The following is a 14,789-nucleotide window of genomic DNA, read 5'->3' as shown; positions in this document are numbered from 1 at the left end:
TTATTTACCGCCAGTCTGTTTCTGGTGCGCGTCGAGGAACTCTTTCATCTCTTTCGGCCCCTGGTAACCCGGCACGACGTAGCCGTTGCTCAGCACGATGGCCGGGGTTCCGGTCACGCCAAACTGCACGCCCAGCGCGTAGTGGTTGGCGATGTCGATATCACAGGAGGCTGGGGTAACACCCTTGCCGTTCATCGCGTCATCAAAGGCTTTGTTACGGTCTTTCGCACACCAGATGGCTTTCATGTCCTGCTCTGGCTGGCTCTGCACGCCTGCGCGCGGGAACGCCAGATAACGCACGGTGATGCCCAGCGCGTTGTAGTCTTTCATCTCTTCATGCAGCTTGTGGCAGTAGCCGCAGGTGATATCGGTGAACACGGTAATCACGTGTTTTTCCTGCGCGGCTTTGTAGACGATCATCTCTTTTTCCAGCGCGTTCAGATTTTTCATCAGCAGCTGGTTGGTGACGTTCACCGGCTGCGCGCCGCTGACGTCGTACAGTGGACCCTGGATGAAGTGCTTGCCGTCTTCGGTCACGTATAGCACGCCGCTGCTGGTCAGTACGGTTTTCATTCCGGCCACCGGCGCAGGCTGGATTTCGCTGCTGGTCACGCCGAGTTTCGCCAGTGACTGTTTGATCGCTGCGTCATCAGCATGGGCAAAACCGGTAAAAGAGGCGGCCAGCAGGGAGAACAGCACTAAAGATTTTTTCATTTTCAATCCTATCACTATGGGTCGGCACTCACGCTCGTGGGTGGTGCTGTTGGTGTAGCTGCCGCAGGCGTTCTGTTGCTACATGCGTGTAGATCTGCGTCGTGGAAAGATCGCTGTGCCCGAGCAGCATCTGCACCACGCGTAAATCCGCGCCATGGTTTAGCAAATGCGTCGCAAAGGCGTGACGCAGAACGTGCGGCGAAAGTTTTTCACTGTCGATGCCCGCCAGTGTGGCGTAATGTTTAATGCGATACCAGAAGGTTTGACGCGTCATCTGCTGCGCGCGCTGGCTCGGGAACAGCACATCAATCGACACACCGTTCAGCAGCCACGGACGCCCGTGCTCCAGGTAGTTTTCCACCCAGTAGACCGCCTCTTCGCCGAGGGGCACCAGCCGCTCTTTGTTCCCTTTACCAATCACCCGCACCACGCCCTGGCGCAGGCTTATATCGCTCATCGTCAAACCGACCAGCTCCGAGACGCGCAGCCCGGTGGCATACAACACCTCAAGCATGGCTTTATCGCGTAACTCCAGCGGCAGGTCAACCGCCGGGGACTGCAACAGGCGATCGACCTGCGCTTCGCTAAGATCTTTCGGCAAACGCTGCGGCAGCTTAGGCGACGCCAGCAGCGCGCTCGGGTCGTCGGCTCGCAGCTTTTCGCGATACATATGCTGGAATAGCCGCCGCATCGCACTCAGCAACCGCGCGGAGCTGGTGGCTTTGTAGCCGCCGTCCATGCGTTCAGCCAGCAGCGCCTGCAGATCGTCGCTTTGTGCCTGCTCAAGAGACAAGTTGCGATGCGCCAGCCACTCCACCAGCATGGTCAAATCGCGGCGATAAGCGCTGAGCGTATTCTCCGCCAGATTCTTTTCCAGCCAGAGCGCATCGAGAAATTGTTCGATGAGGGCAAGATCCTTTTCCACGTCTGCTCCTGTGATTCTGCCATCGGCCATTATGACGTAATGGTACAGGTTTCTGGTACACTACGCCTAAAGTCAAAGCAAGTATTGAGAAGTTTACGCGATGAATATTGGTCTGTTTTATGGTTCCAGCACCTGCTACACCGAGATGGCCGCGGAGAAAATTCGCGACATTATTGGCCCGGAACTGGTGACTCTGCACAATCTGAAAGACGACGCGCCCACCGAGATGGAGCAGTACGACGTTCTGATTCTTGGCATTCCGACCTGGGATTTTGGTGAATTACAGGAAGACTGGGAAGCCATCTGGGATCAGCTGGACTCGCTTAATCTTGAAGGCAAAATCATTGCGCTGTACGGCATGGGCGACCAGCTGGGCTATGGCGAATGGTTCCTCGACGCGCTCGGTATGCTGCACGATAAACTCGCCCCGAAAGGCGTGACTTTTATCGGCTACTGGCCAACGGAAGGCTACGAGTTTACAAGCCAAAAACCGATCATCGCGGATGGCCAGCTGTTTGTCGGACTGGCGCTGGATGAAACCAACCAGTACGACTTAAGCGATGAGCGTCTGCAAAACTGGTGCGAGCAAATTCTGGGCGAAATGGCCGAGAAGTTTAGCTAGTTCCCTGGCATTACGGCGTCGGCTGCTGCTGCAAAACCATCCGACGCAAATCTCGCCACTCGCTGGCATCCATACTGTCTGCTGACAGCCACAGATGCTGGCAACGCGCCCCTTCCTCTTTGCGCAGACGGAACATCATCCCGGAGTTCAACATCCAGGGCGTGCCGACGATCTCCCACTCTTTGCCCTGCCAGCGCAGGCGCGAATCCATCAGCAGTTTGATCTCACCCTGACGGGAATTGATACGCCGCTGGCTGCGGACGCTATCGAACACCACCAGCGACAGTAACAGCATCCAGAGCGGCGTATAGCTGAGCGGCCACGGCATCAGCAGAATAAAGGCTGCGACAACGCCGTGGAGTAAAAGGGACATCCACTGTGAGCGCCAGGAGACGCGCAGATCAGATTGCCACAGGACCACGTTCCCGATTCCGTGTTTGAATTAATTGCACCATCCGCTGCAACTCGGTGTCGGCGGGTTTGCCATGATTCATCAGCCAGTTGAATAAATCAGGATCGTCACTCTCCAGCAGGCGGATAAACAGGCGTTTATCATCATCGCTTAAGCTGTCGTACTCATACTCGAAGAAGGGCATGACGGAAATATCAAGTTCACGCATGCCGCGACGGCACGCCCAGTGAATACGGGCCTTGTTGTTAATGTCCATGTCGATTTCCTGCTTAACGTTTCTTCTACCTCTAAGAGGGACGATTTCTAGTGTAACGTGTTTTTTGCTGTTTCATTACTGGAATATCGCTAACTGGAAGCACGCTTCCAGAAAAAAACCTGCAATGTAAGCGGATTACTCTGTTCTGCGTGGTGCTACGCAGAACGGCGATAAGGCACAATTGGGCTGCTGAAAGCGCTTGCAATGACTACAGTCTCTTTTACCATTAGGCATTACCGAAGCGTTATGCAATTCAGGACATCATTATGGCTTTTACTCCATTTCCTCCTCGCCAGCCCGTCGCCTCCGCGCGTCTGCCGCTGACGCTGATCTCTCTTGATGACTGGGCGCTGGCGACCCTCACCGGCGCGGATGCCGAGAAGTATCTGCAGGGCCAGGTGACCGCCGACGTGGGCCAGATGACTGAGCACCAGCATCTGCTGGCGGCGCATTGCGATCCTAAAGGGAAGATGTGGAGCAATCTGCGTCTGTTCCGCCGTCAGGACGGGTTCGCCCTGATTGAACGCCGCAGCCTGCGCGACGCTCAGTTGACTGAACTGAAGAAGTACGCCGTGTTTTCTAAGGTCACTATCGCCGCGGATGACGAACACGTTCTGCTGGGTGTGGCCGGTTTCCAGGCGCGAGCCGCGCTGAACAATCTTTTCAGCGAACTGCCGGATGCCGAGAAACAGCTGGTCAGCGAAGGCGCGACTTCGATTCTATGGTTTGAACATCCTGCCGAGCGTTTCCTGCTGGTAACCGATGCGGCGACCGCTGAACGCGTGACCGAAGCCCTGCGCGGCGAAGCGCAGTTGAACAACAGTCAGCAGTGGTTGGCTCTCAACATTGAAGCCGGATTAGCGGTTATCGATGCGGCCAACAGCGCGCAGTTTATCCCGCAGGCGACAAACCTGCAGGCGCTGGGCGGCATCAGCTTTAAGAAAGGCTGCTACACCGGTCAGGAGATGGTGGCGCGGGCGAAATTCCGTGGGGCCAACAAACGCGCCCTGTGGTATCTGGCAGGCCATGCCAGCCGCGTACCGGAAGCCGGTGAAGATCTCGAACTGAAGATGGGCGACAACTGGCGTCGTACCGGCACCGTTTTAGCTGCCGTTCAGCTGGACGACGGTCGTCTGCTGGTGCAGGTAGTGATGAACAACGATATGGAGCCGGACAGCGTGTTCCGCGTGCGTGACGATGCCAGCACGTTGAGCATTGAGCCGTTGCCGTATTCGTTAGAAGAGTAGTTTTAGTCGGTGGGAATCGCCGGGTGGCGGAAGGTAAAAGCAAAACGGTAACCCTTGGGTTACCGTTTTTAGTTTTTGCGCCCTCTCCCCGTGGGAGAGGGTTGGGGTGAGGGCATCAGGCCGCACCCGCTATCAAACCTGCCCAACGTACAAATAAATCGCCAGGAAATGGCACACGCTGCCGCCTAATACAAAGCCGTGCCAGATGGCATGGTTATACGGAATGCGTTTGCAGACGTAAAAAATCACGCCAAGGGAATAGACAATCCCGCCCACCGCCAGCAGCGTCACGCCGCCCGCCGCCAGTTTCACCGCCAGCTGATAGACCACAATCAGCGACAGCCAGCCCATCGTCAGATAGGTCACAAGCGACAGCACCTTAAAGCGATGCGCGATGGTGAGCTTGAACAAGATCCCGAGCAGCGCCAGGCTCCAGATGACAATCATCAGCCCGCGCGACAGGGGGGAGTTTAATCCCACCAGTAAAAACGGCGTGTAAGTCCCGGCAATCAGCAGATAGATAGCGCAGTGGTCGAATTTCTTCAGCCATCGTTTTGCCCGCTGATGCGGAATGGCGTGGTACAGGGTGGAGGCGAGGAACAGCAGGATCATACTCCCGCCGTACAGGCTGTAACTGGTAATCGCCATCGCATTCGCGTTGGTGTCTATCGCCTGAACCAGCAGCAACACCAGGCCCACGATGCCAAAAACAAGGCCGATACCGTGGCTGATACTGTTGGCTACTTCCTCGGCCAGTGAATATCCCTGCGCAGTAAATGGTTTGCTAACCATAGGAGGACTCCGGGAGAACGTAAGATCATGATGTATCACCTGACTATGCTAACTGAGAATGATTCCAGTGAACACCTGTTAGCTAAAATAAATCTCACTTCAGGATTAGTCCTTATAAATCATAATTTTGAATTCAATTTTCAACTAACAGATGTTAGTCCGAAATAAGGCATTTAAAATCAATCACATAAAATTGCGACTGATTCGGGTAGATCTCCGCAATCACCTCTTTGAGCGCTGCAAGGGTCATATTCTCCTGCTGGGCGTGCTTTTCCGTCAGGGTGTCCAGGGTCACCGTCGAGGTTCCCACCACTTCGATGGTGCAAAAATACGCATCGTCCTCAAAGCGCCCGACGCGCAAAATATCGCCGGTTTTAAAATACGCTTCGGATTCATCACGGATGGTAATAGTTTTACGCCCGGCCAGAATGTCGTCCTGAAAGCGCTGAAAAAAAGTGATGTCGTTAGGCTGCATGTTATTATTCCCTGTAGATGAAGTCTGATGAGTGAGTTTAGCCCCTGTGAGCATGTTCTCCCATTCCGCCATTGCCAGTCTCAACAATCTCGAGATGATGGTCTACAACTATGTCATTAAAAACCGTGACAAAGTGACCTATATGACCATCCGCGAACTGGCGGATGCGGCGGGGGTATCCACCACCACAGTGCTGCGCTTCTGTCGCAAGCTGAACTGCGATGGCTATTCCGAATTCCGGGTGCGCTTTAAATTATATCTGGAACAAAACGAACCCCAGCAGGCGAATTTCGGTACCAGTGAAATTATTAGCTTTTTCAAAAGCGTCAACAATGAAGAGTTTGATACGTTATTAGAGCTGGCGGTTGATATTATATTATCGTCTGAGCGTATTATTTTTGTCGGCGCGGGTACCTCCGGATCGCTGGCAAAATATGGCGCGCGATTCTTCTCAAATATTGGAAAATTCAGTAACCATATCGACGATCCTTATTTCCCGGTGACCAACGATATGGCGAAAAATGCGCTGGCGATCGTGCTCTCCGTTTCGGGCGAGACGGAAGAGATCCTGCGCTTCGCCAGCCAGTTCAGCCTGCATCACTGCAAGGTGCTCTCTATCACCAGCCACGAGCACTCCCGCCTGGCGAAACTGGCGGACTTTAATCTCTCCTGGCATGTGCCGCAAACCCGTATCGCGGGCGTCTATGATATTACGACACAGATTCCGGTTATTTATATTCTCGAATCCATCGGCCGGAAACTGGCGAAGAAACTGGCGGAATAAAACGCCCTGTTTTTTTGATGTAACATATTACATTACCGGCTAATTGTTATATCGTGACATTTAATTCTGCTTTGCTAGACTCGAAAACAATAGATCCTAAGACGAGATTAGCAAACATGAAAAAACTTACCTTACCGAAAGATTTTTTATGGGGCGGCGCGGTGGCGGCGCACCAGGTTGAAGGCGGCTGGAATAAAGGCGGCAAAGGCCCAAGCATTTGTGACGTCCTGACCGGCGGCGCGCACGGCGTTCCGCGTGAAATCACCCAGGAAGTGGTGCCGGGCAAATACTATCCCAACCACGAAGCCATCGACTTCCACGGCCATTACAAAGAAGACATCAAGCTGTTCGCCGAGATGGGCTTCAAATGTTTCCGCACCTCTATCGCCTGGACGCGCATCTTCCCGAAAGGCGACGAAACTCAGCCGAATGAAGAAGGGCTGAAATTCTACGACGACATGTTCGATGAGCTGCTGAAGTACAACATCGAGCCGGTGATCACCCTCTCCCACTTCGAAATGCCGCTGCACCTGGTGCAGGAGTACGGCGGCTGGACCAACCGTAAAGTGGTGGACTTCTTTGTCCGTTTCTCAGAAGTGGTCTTCGAGCGTTACAAGAGCAAGGTCAAATACTGGATGACCTTCAACGAAATCAACAACCAGCGTAACTGGCGCGCCCCGCTGTTCGGGTATTGCTGCTCCGGCGTGGTCTATACCGAGCATGAAAATCCGGAAGAGACCATGTACCAGGTGCTACACCACCAGTTCGTCGCCAGCGCCCTGGCGGTGAAGGCCGCGCGTCGCATCAACCCGGAAATGAAAGTCGGCTGCATGCTGGCGATGGTCGCGCTCTATCCGTTCTCCTGTAAGCCAGAAGACGTGATGTTTGCCCAGGAATCCATGCGTGAGCGTTATGTCTTTACCGATGTTCAGCTGCGCGGCTACTACCCAAGCTACGTCCTGAACGAGTGGGAGCGCCGTGGCTTTACTATCAACATGGAAGCGGGCGACGAGCAGATTCTGCGTGAAGGCACCTGCGATTACTTAGGTTTCAGCTACTACATGACCAACGCCGTCAAAGCCGAAGGCGGCACCGGTGACGCGATTTCTGGCTTTGAAGGCAGCGTGCCGAACCCGCACGTGAAAGCCTCCGACTGGGGCTGGCAGATTGACCCGGTTGGCCTGCGCTATGCTCTGTGCGAACTGTATGAGCGCTACCAGAAGCCGCTGTTTATCGTGGAAAACGGCTTTGGCGCTTACGATAAAGTCGAAGAAGACGGCAGCATCAACGATGATTACCGTATCGATTATCTGCGTGCCCACGTGGAAGAGATGATGAAAGCGGTCACCTACGATGGTGTGGATCTGATGGGTTACACCCCGTGGGGCTGCATCGACTGCGTCTCGTTTACTACCGGCCAGTACAGCAAACGCTACGGCTTTATTTACGTGAACAAGCACGACGACGGCACGGGCGATATGTCTCGCTCCCGTAAGAAGAGCTTTGAGTGGTACAAAGAAGTGATTGCCAGCAACGGCGAGAATATTTAAACATCATGCCCGGTGGCGCAGCGCCACCGGGCATTAACACTACTTCCCGCCTGCTAACTCAATAAAACTGCCCGTCACATACGAGGCTTTCTCACTCAGCAACCAGACGATCGCCTGCGCGACCTCTTCCGGCTGTCCGCCGCGCTGCATCGGCAACATCGATTTCACCCGGTCCACTCGCCCTGGCTCACCGCCAGACGCATGAATGTCGGTGTAAATCAGCCCAGGACGCACGCCGTTGACCCGTATACCGTACGCCGCGACTTCCAGCGCCAGGCCAGTGGTCAGGGAATCCACCGCCCCTTTCGACGCCGCATAGTCAACGTATTCCCCCGGCGCGCCCAGACGCGACGCCGCCGACGAGACGTTCACAATCGCCCCGCCCTTGCCGTTGTGTTTGAAGGACATACGTTTTACCGCCTCGCGACAGCAGAGGAAATAGCCTGTGACGTTGGTGGCCAGCACGCGGTTGATGCGCTCGGCAGAGAGATTCTCGATGGTGCTCTGCTCAAACAAAATCCCGGCGTTGTTGACCAGTGCCGTCAGCGGCTCGCCTTCGCGGTCGATGCTGTCAAACATCGCCAGCACCTGAGATTCTTCGCTGATATCGGCACGCACGGCGAAGGCTTTGCCGCCCGCCTCCACGATCTGATTGATCACATCCGTTGCGGCCTTGATGTTGTGGTGATAGTTCACCGCCACCGTATAACCTTCACGCGCCAGCTGCAGCGCCGTTGCTTTGCCAATGCCCCGGCTGGCGCCGGTGACCAGTGCGATTGCCATTTACTTTCTCCCAATAAAAAGGCCGGGTAGCGGCTACGCCTTACCCGGCCTACAGTTCAGAGCTTAAGTATTACTGATATTCGCTCATTGGCACGCAAGAACAGAACAAATTACGGTCGCCGTAGACGTCATCGAGACGCTTCACGGTCGGCCAGTACTTGTTCGCCACGCCTGCCGGGAAGACCGCCAGCTCGCGGGTATAGCCGTGGTCCCACTCCGCCACCAGCTCGTTCTGGGTGTGCGGGGCGTTCACCAGCGGGTTATCTTCCAGCGGCCATTCGCCCTGTTTCACGCGGTCGATTTCACCGCGGATCGCCAGCATCGCATCGATAAAGCGGTCCAGCTCGACTTTGCTTTCCGATTCGGTCGGTTCGACCATCAGCGTACCCGCCACCGGGAAGGACATGGTTGGCGCGTGGAATCCGTAGTCGATCAGGCGTTTGGCGATATCCAGCTCGCTGATCCCGGTTTCGTCTTTCAGCGGACGAATATCGAGAATACATTCGTGCGCCACGCGGCCATCACGGCCGGTGTAGAGCACCGGATAGGCGTCTTTCAGGCGAGTCGCGATGTAGTTCGCATTCAGGATCGCCACCTGGCTCGCCTGTTTCAGCCCTTCCGCACCCATCATGCGGATGTACATCCAGCTGATTGGCAGAATAGAGGCGCTGCCGAACGGTGCCGCAGACACTGCGCCCTGACGGGTCAGCATGCCTTCGATCTGCACCACGCTGTGGCCCGGAACAAACGGAGCCAGATGCGCTTTCACGCCGATTGGCCCCATACCCGGGCCGCCACCGCCGTGCGGAATGCAGAAGGTTTTGTGCAGGTTCAGGTGCGAGACGTCCGCGCCGATAAAGCCCGGAGAGGTAATGCCTACCTGGGCGTTCATGTTCGCGCCGTCGAGGTAAACCTGACCGCCGAACTGATGCACCACTTCGCACACTTCGCGGATTGTCTCTTCATAGACGCCGTGTGTGGACGGGTAGGTCACCATGATGCAGGAGAGTTTCTCGCCCGCCTGCTCGGCTTTCGCACGCAGATCGGCGAGGTCAATGTTACCGTTCTTATCGCAGGCCACGACCACCACTTCCATCCCCGCCATCTGCGCAGACGCCGGGTTGGTGCCGTGGGCAGAACTTGGGATCAGGCAGATATCGCGATGCCCTTCGTTGCGGCTTTCGTGATACTGACGAATCGCCAGCAGGCCCGCATATTCCCCCTGCGCGCCAGAGTTCGGCTGCATGCAGAGCGCGTCGTAACCGGTCAGTTTCACCAGCCAGTCGGAGAGCTGACCGATCATCTGATGGTAGCCTTCCGCCTGATCTGCCGGGCAGAACGGGTGAAGTTCAGAGAACTCAGGCCAGGTAATCGGGATCATTTCCGCGGCGGCGTTGAGCTTCATGGTGCAGGAGCCGAGCGGGATCATCGCCTGGTTCAGCGCCAGATCTTTGCGCTCCAGAGAGTGCATGTAACGCATCATCTCGGTTTCGCTGTGATAGCGGTTAAACACCGGATGGGTCAGGATCGCGTCGTCGCGCAGCATGCTTTCCTGAATGGAGCGGCTGTCGTGCGCCACGTCTTTATCCAGCGCATCCACGTCCAGACCGTGGTCATCGCCCAGCAGGACGGTGAACAGCGCCTGAATATCTTCGCGGGAGGTGGTTTCATTCAGGGTGATGCCGACCGCGTTCAGGATATCGCTGCGCAGGTTAATTTCGGCAGCTTCGGCGCGTGCCAGCACGCCCGCTTTATCGGCCACTTCCACACACAGGGTGTCGAAGTAGTGGGCATGACGCAGCTTCAGCCCTTTCTGCTGCAGACCGGCCGCCAGAATATCGGCAAAGCGGTGAATGCGGGAGGCGATACGTTTCAGGCCGACCGGGCCGTGGAACACGGCATACAGGCTGGCGATGTTGGCCAGCAGCACCTGAGAAGTACAGATGTTGGAGTTCGCTTTCTCGCGGCGGATATGCTGCTCGCGAGTCTGCATCGCCATGCGCAGCGCGGTGTTACCGGCGGCATCTTTCGACACGCCGATAATACGGCCAGGCATGGAGCGTTTGAATTCGTCTTTCGCCGCGAAGAAGGCCGCGTGCGGACCGCCGTAGCCCATCGGTACGCCAAAGCGTTGTGCAGAGCCGAAGACAATGTCTGCGCCCTGTTTGCCCGGGGCGGTGAGCAGCACCAGCGCCATGAAATCAGCGGCGACGCTGACCACAATTTTGCGGGATTTCAGCTCTGCGATAAGGCGGGTGTAGTCGTGGACTTCACCGGTGGTGCCGACCTGCTGCAACAGCACGCCGAACACATCCTGATGATCCAGCACTTTTTCAGCGTCGTCGACAATCACGTCAAAGCCGAAGGTTTCCGCGCGAGTACGGACCACGTCCAGCGTCTGCGGATGGATATCAGCAGCGACGAAGAAGCGGTTCGCGTTTTTCAGTTTGCTGACGCGTTTTGCCATCGCCATCGCTTCGGCGGCGGCGGTCGCTTCATCAAGCAGCGAGGCGGAGGCGATATCAAGACCGGTCAGATCCAGCGTCACCTGCTGGAAGTTCAGCAGCGCTTCCAGACGTCCCTGAGAGACTTCTGGCTGATAAGGGGTATAGGCGGTGTACCAGCCTGGATTTTCCAGCATGTTGCGCAGGATCACCGGCGGTAACTGCACAGGGGTGTAGCCCATGCCAATGTAAGACTTAAAGCGCTTGTTGAGGCCGGCAATTGCCTTCAGCTCTGCCAGCGCGGCGTATTCAGTGGTCGCATCACCCACCTGCGGCGGCGTGGCGAGCTGAATGTCTTTGGGCACGATCTGGCCGATCAGTGCGTTTAACGAATCCGCGCCAACTGTCTTCAGCATCTCCTGCTGTTGCTGAGCATCCGGCCCAATGTGACGTTCAATGAAAGCGCCACGGTTTTCAAGCTGGCTTAAAGTCTGTGTCATGAGCGATGGTTCCTGAAACGTGCAGTGAATCGTATTTGTCTCGAACTTTTTTGCCCGGTGGCGCTGGCGCTTACCGGGCCTACGCTGCTCTGTAGGCCGGATAAACGCAGTGCCATCCGGCACAACTTTACTCGTCTTCTAACAGTGCGGCGTACGCAGTCGCATCCAGCAGAGCTTCAACTTCTGCTTCGTCGTTGGCTTTGATTTTGAAGATCCAGCCGCCGGTGTACGGCTCGCTGTTGACCAGCTCCGGGGAGTCGCTCAGGGCGTCGTTGACGGCCACGATTTCGCCGCCCACTGGCGCGTAGATGTCAGACGCGGCTTTCACCGACTCCGCCACGGCGCAGTCGTCGCCCGCGCTAACGGTCGCACCGACGTCCGGCAGGTCTACGAAGACCATGTCACCCAGCAGCTCTTGCGCGTGCTCGGTGATGCCTACCGTGTAAGTGCCGTCGGCTTCTTTGCGCAGCCATTCGTGTTCTTTGCTGTATTTCAGTTCTGCTGGCACATTGCTCATTGGAATTCTCCTGATAAAAATGATTAGGCGACCGGCTTACCGGCGCGAACAAAAATCGGTTTAGTCACGCTGACCGGCATTTCGCGGTTGCGGATCTGCACCACGGCAGTCTCGCCAATCCCGGCCGGGACGCGCGCCAGCGCAATGCTGTAGCCCAGCGTCGGTGAGAAGGTCCCGCTGGTGAGAACGCCTTCGTGAAGATTGCCGCTGGCATCGGTGAAACGCACTGGCAGTTCGTTACGCAGCACGCCTTTCTCTTTCATCACCAGGCCGACCAGCTGCTCGGTGCCTTTCTCGCGCTGCGATTCCAGGGCTTCGCGACCAATGAAATCACGGTCAGCCGGTTCCCATGCGATGGTCCAGCCCATATTGGCCGCCAGCGGAGAGATCCCTTCGTCCATCTCCTGACCGTAGAGGTTCATCCCGGCTTCGAGACGCAGCGTATCGCGCGCGCCCAGACCGGCAGGTTTAACACCGGCTTCGACCAGCGCACGCCAGAAATCGGCCGCTTTCTCGTTCGGCATCGCAATTTCGTAGCCCGCTTCCCCGGTGTAACCGGTGGTCGCAATGAACAGATCGCCTGCCTGCACGCCGAAGAACGGCTTCATGCCTTCCACGGCTTTACGCTGCTCATCGCTGAACAGGGAAGCGGCTTTGGCCTGCGCGTTCGGCCCCTGCACGGCGATCAGGGAAAGATCGTCGCGAACGGTGATATCGATGGCGAATTTGGCGGCGTGTTCGGAAATCCAGGAGAGGTCTTTTTCGCGGGTGGCGGAGTTAACAACGAGGCGGAAGAAATCTTCAGTGAAGTAATAGACGATCAGGTCATCAATCACGCCGCCGGAGGCGTTTAGCATCCCGGTATAGAGCGCTTTGCCTGGCGTCTTGAGTTTGGCGACGTCGTTCGCCAACAGATAACGCAGAAACTCCCGGGTGCGACTGCCGCGCAAATCGACGATGGTCATATGGGAGACATCGAACATCCCGGCATCGGTGCGCACCGCGTGGTGCTCATCGATCTGCGAGCCGTAGTGCAGCGGCATCATCCAGCCATGGAAATCGACCATGCGCGCGCCGCATAAAGTGTGTTGTTCGTACAAAGGAGTCTGTTGAGCCATCTTGTCCTCGTTGAATGATCAGAGCAGGGCAATCTTGCGTTTCGCGCGAAATTTCTCACCACGAAACCCGGCGTCGGCATCACTCCAGGACGTCGACGCAAACGTTCTCTTTTCCCTGAAGTTACCACCGAAACCGGCGATTAACCATAAGGTAAAACGGGTCATCACATTAGCATATGACCAAAAAACGCTGAAAAGCCTACAGAGTTATTCACTGGCAAAATGCGATTTAACCCGCATAAAATTAACTTAAATTTCACAAAATTGAGCACAGGCTGATATTTCCTGCGGAAAAACGCGCCTATTTTCCGTCATGAAAAAAACGCGACATTAGATAATCTAATGCGAAAAGAGGAGTGGAATTAGAATATTTCAAACGAGGGAAACATCCCGGCACAAAGGCCGGGAGAGGAAAGTGTGATGGGGGTCTAATTTAACGTTTTGTGCTTAACGCAGCCACTCGGGGAGATCGTTTAAGCCCATCGCCTGACGCAGAAGTTGCGGTTTAACGCCGGGAAGCGTGTCCGCCAGTTTGAGGCCGACGTCGCGCAGCAGTTTTTTCGCCGGATTGTTACCGGCAAAGAGCTCGCGGAAGCCCTGCATCCCCGCCAGCATCATCGCTGCGCTGTGTTTGCGGCTGCGCTCGTAGCGGCGCAGGTAGAGGTGCTGACCAATATCTTTGCCTTCGCGATGCAGACGACGTAGCTCGTCAATCAGCTCCGCGGCATCCATAAAGCCCAGATTCACGCCCTGCCCGGCCAGCGGATGAATGGTGTGCGCCGCATCGCCGACCAGCGCCATTCGGTGCGAGGCAAACTGACGCGCGTAGCGGCCGGTCAACGGGAAGAGCTGGCGCTCACTTTCAAGCGTGCACAGCCCAAGACGATTATCAAAAGCCATGCACAGCGCCTGATTAAACGCGTCCGGCGTGGCGGCCTCCATCTGCTGCGCTTTCTCCGGCACCAGCGACCAGACGATGGAGCACAGATGCGGATCGCTTAACGGCAGAAACGCCAGAATACCGTCGTTGTGGAAAATCTGACGCGCCACGCCGCCGTGCGGCTCTGCGGTGCGGATCGTCGCCACCAGCGCATGATGACGGTAATCCCAGAAGGTGAGCGGAATATCGGCTTTGTTACGCAGCCAGGAGTTGGCACCATCGGCGCCCACCACCAGCCGGGCGGTCAGCATGTCGCCGTTTTGCAGCGTCAGGAAAGCTTCGTTTTCGCCCCAGGCAATCTGTTGCACCTGGGCGGGAGCCATCAGGGTGACGTCGGAACAGCTCTGCGCTTTGCGCCACAGGGCGTGGTGGATCACCGCATTTTCAACGATGTGGCCCAGATGGCTGTAGCCCATGCTTTCGTCATCAAAAGCAATATGACCGAAGCTGTCTTTGTCCCACACTTCCATGCCGTGATAGCAGCTGGCGCGAAACGACTTGATATCAGACCAGACGCCGAGATGCGTTAACAGCTTTTCGCTGGCGGCGTTAATGGCCGACACGCGCAGCTCTGGCGCTGAGTCCTGCGCAACGGGCTGTGGCGGTTTATTCTCAAGCACCGCCACACGCAGGCCGCTGCCCTGTAAACCGCAGGCCAGCGCCAGCCCCACCATTCCGCCGCCAACAATGGCAACATCAACATTCTGCAC

15 protein-coding genes are annotated in these 14,789 nt (G+C 56.3%); 4 read left to right on the top strand and 11 right to left on the bottom strand.

Features of this window, described 5'->3' with window-relative positions:
- A complete protein-coding gene (gene dsbC / locus AC3WS9_RS04265) occupies positions 1-714 on the bottom strand; it encodes a bifunctional protein-disulfide isomerase/oxidoreductase DsbC (protein ID WP_282494432.1) in 714 nt (237 codons plus the stop codon).
- Between the two features lie 28 nt (positions 715-742).
- Positions 743-1,639, bottom strand: coding sequence for a site-specific tyrosine recombinase XerD (gene xerD, locus AC3WS9_RS04260; protein ID WP_492486900.1), 897 nt, complete (start codon positions 1,637-1,639; stop codon positions 743-745).
- Between the two features lie 100 nt (positions 1,640-1,739).
- Here xerD and fldB point away from each other — a divergent pair, with 100 nt between their 5' ends.
- On the top strand, positions 1,740-2,261 hold the full coding sequence (gene fldB, locus AC3WS9_RS04255) for a flavodoxin FldB (RefSeq protein WP_492486898.1): 522 nt from the start codon (positions 1,740-1,742) through the stop codon (positions 2,259-2,261).
- A gap of 10 nt (positions 2,262-2,271) precedes the next feature.
- Here the strand turns inward: fldB and AC3WS9_RS04250 are convergent, their stop codons facing one another.
- Together AC3WS9_RS04250 and sdhE are read right to left on the bottom strand one after the other, a co-directional pair.
- The gene (locus AC3WS9_RS04250) at positions 2,272-2,682 is read right to left on the bottom strand and encodes a protein YgfX (RefSeq protein WP_282494429.1); all 411 of its coding nucleotides are present in this window, start codon (positions 2,680-2,682) and stop codon (positions 2,272-2,274) included.
- The gene (gene sdhE / locus AC3WS9_RS04245; RefSeq protein ID WP_095283258.1) at positions 2,663-2,929 is read right to left on the bottom strand and encodes an FAD assembly factor SdhE; all 267 of its coding nucleotides are present in this window, start codon (positions 2,927-2,929) and stop codon (positions 2,663-2,665) included. Before sdhE ends, AC3WS9_RS04250 begins: the two co-directional genes overlap by 20 nt.
- Before the next feature lie 266 nt (positions 2,930-3,195).
- On the opposite strand from sdhE, the gene ygfZ reads away from it, so the two are divergent.
- Complete coding sequence (ygfZ, locus tag AC3WS9_RS04240) at positions 3,196-4,176, top strand: tRNA-modifying protein YgfZ (RefSeq protein WP_282494428.1); 981 nt, start codon at positions 3,196-3,198, stop codon at positions 4,174-4,176.
- A 132-nt stretch (positions 4,177-4,308) separates the two neighbouring features.
- Here ygfZ and trhA read toward each other — a convergent pair whose 3' ends face one another.
- Both trhA and yqfB read right to left on the bottom strand, forming a co-directional pair.
- Positions 4,309-4,968 carry a PAQR family membrane homeostasis protein TrhA gene (gene trhA, locus AC3WS9_RS04235; RefSeq protein WP_103946619.1) on the bottom strand — a complete coding sequence of 220 codons (660 nt, stop codon included), beginning with the start codon at positions 4,966-4,968 and terminating at the stop codon, positions 4,309-4,311.
- A gap of 154 nt (positions 4,969-5,122) precedes the next feature.
- Positions 5,123-5,443 (bottom strand): N(4)-acetylcytidine aminohydrolase, encoded by a 321-nt coding sequence (gene yqfB / locus AC3WS9_RS04230; protein WP_492486895.1) that lies wholly within the window; start codon positions 5,441-5,443, stop codon positions 5,123-5,125.
- Positions 5,444-5,495: 52 nt separating this feature from the next.
- Here yqfB and AC3WS9_RS04225 point away from each other — a divergent pair, with 52 nt between their 5' ends.
- Positions 5,496-6,227 (top strand): MurR/RpiR family transcriptional regulator, encoded by a 732-nt coding sequence (locus tag AC3WS9_RS04225; protein WP_492490299.1) that lies wholly within the window; start codon positions 5,496-5,498, stop codon positions 6,225-6,227.
- 116 nt (positions 6,228-6,343) lie between these two features.
- Positions 6,344-7,777, top strand: coding sequence for a 6-phospho-beta-glucosidase BglA (gene bglA, locus AC3WS9_RS04220; RefSeq protein WP_285150926.1), 1,434 nt, complete (start codon positions 6,344-6,346; stop codon positions 7,775-7,777).
- A 39-nt stretch (positions 7,778-7,816) separates the two neighbouring features.
- Here bglA and AC3WS9_RS04215 read toward each other — a convergent pair whose 3' ends face one another.
- The 5 genes from AC3WS9_RS04215 to ubiI all read right to left on the bottom strand — a co-directional run bounded on the left by AC3WS9_RS04215 (position 7,817) and on the right by ubiI (position 14,789).
- The gene (locus tag AC3WS9_RS04215) at positions 7,817-8,560 is read right to left on the bottom strand and encodes an SDR family oxidoreductase (RefSeq protein ID WP_492486893.1); all 744 of its coding nucleotides are present in this window, start codon (positions 8,558-8,560) and stop codon (positions 7,817-7,819) included.
- Positions 8,561-8,630: 70 nt separating this feature from the next.
- Positions 8,631-11,504 (bottom strand): aminomethyl-transferring glycine dehydrogenase, encoded by a 2,874-nt coding sequence (gene gcvP / locus AC3WS9_RS04210; RefSeq protein WP_492486891.1) that lies wholly within the window; start codon positions 11,502-11,504, stop codon positions 8,631-8,633.
- Positions 11,505-11,631: 127 nt separating this feature from the next.
- Complete coding sequence (gene gcvH / locus AC3WS9_RS04205; RefSeq protein WP_100779029.1) at positions 11,632-12,021, bottom strand: glycine cleavage system protein GcvH; 390 nt, start codon at positions 12,019-12,021, stop codon at positions 11,632-11,634.
- 23 nt (positions 12,022-12,044) lie between these two features.
- Complete coding sequence (gene gcvT / locus AC3WS9_RS04200; protein ID WP_492486889.1) at positions 12,045-13,139, bottom strand: glycine cleavage system aminomethyltransferase GcvT; 1,095 nt, start codon at positions 13,137-13,139, stop codon at positions 12,045-12,047.
- Between the two features lie 447 nt (positions 13,140-13,586).
- The gene (ubiI, locus tag AC3WS9_RS04195; protein ID WP_492486887.1) at positions 13,587-14,789 is read right to left on the bottom strand and encodes an FAD-dependent 2-octaprenylphenol hydroxylase; all 1,203 of its coding nucleotides are present in this window, start codon (positions 14,787-14,789) and stop codon (positions 13,587-13,589) included.

It is taken from the genome of Lelliottia sp. EB106-05-01-XG201, assembly GCF_058791735.1.
Note: the sequence above shows the minus strand (reverse complement) of the source record. Positions and strands in the feature narration are given on the sequence as shown.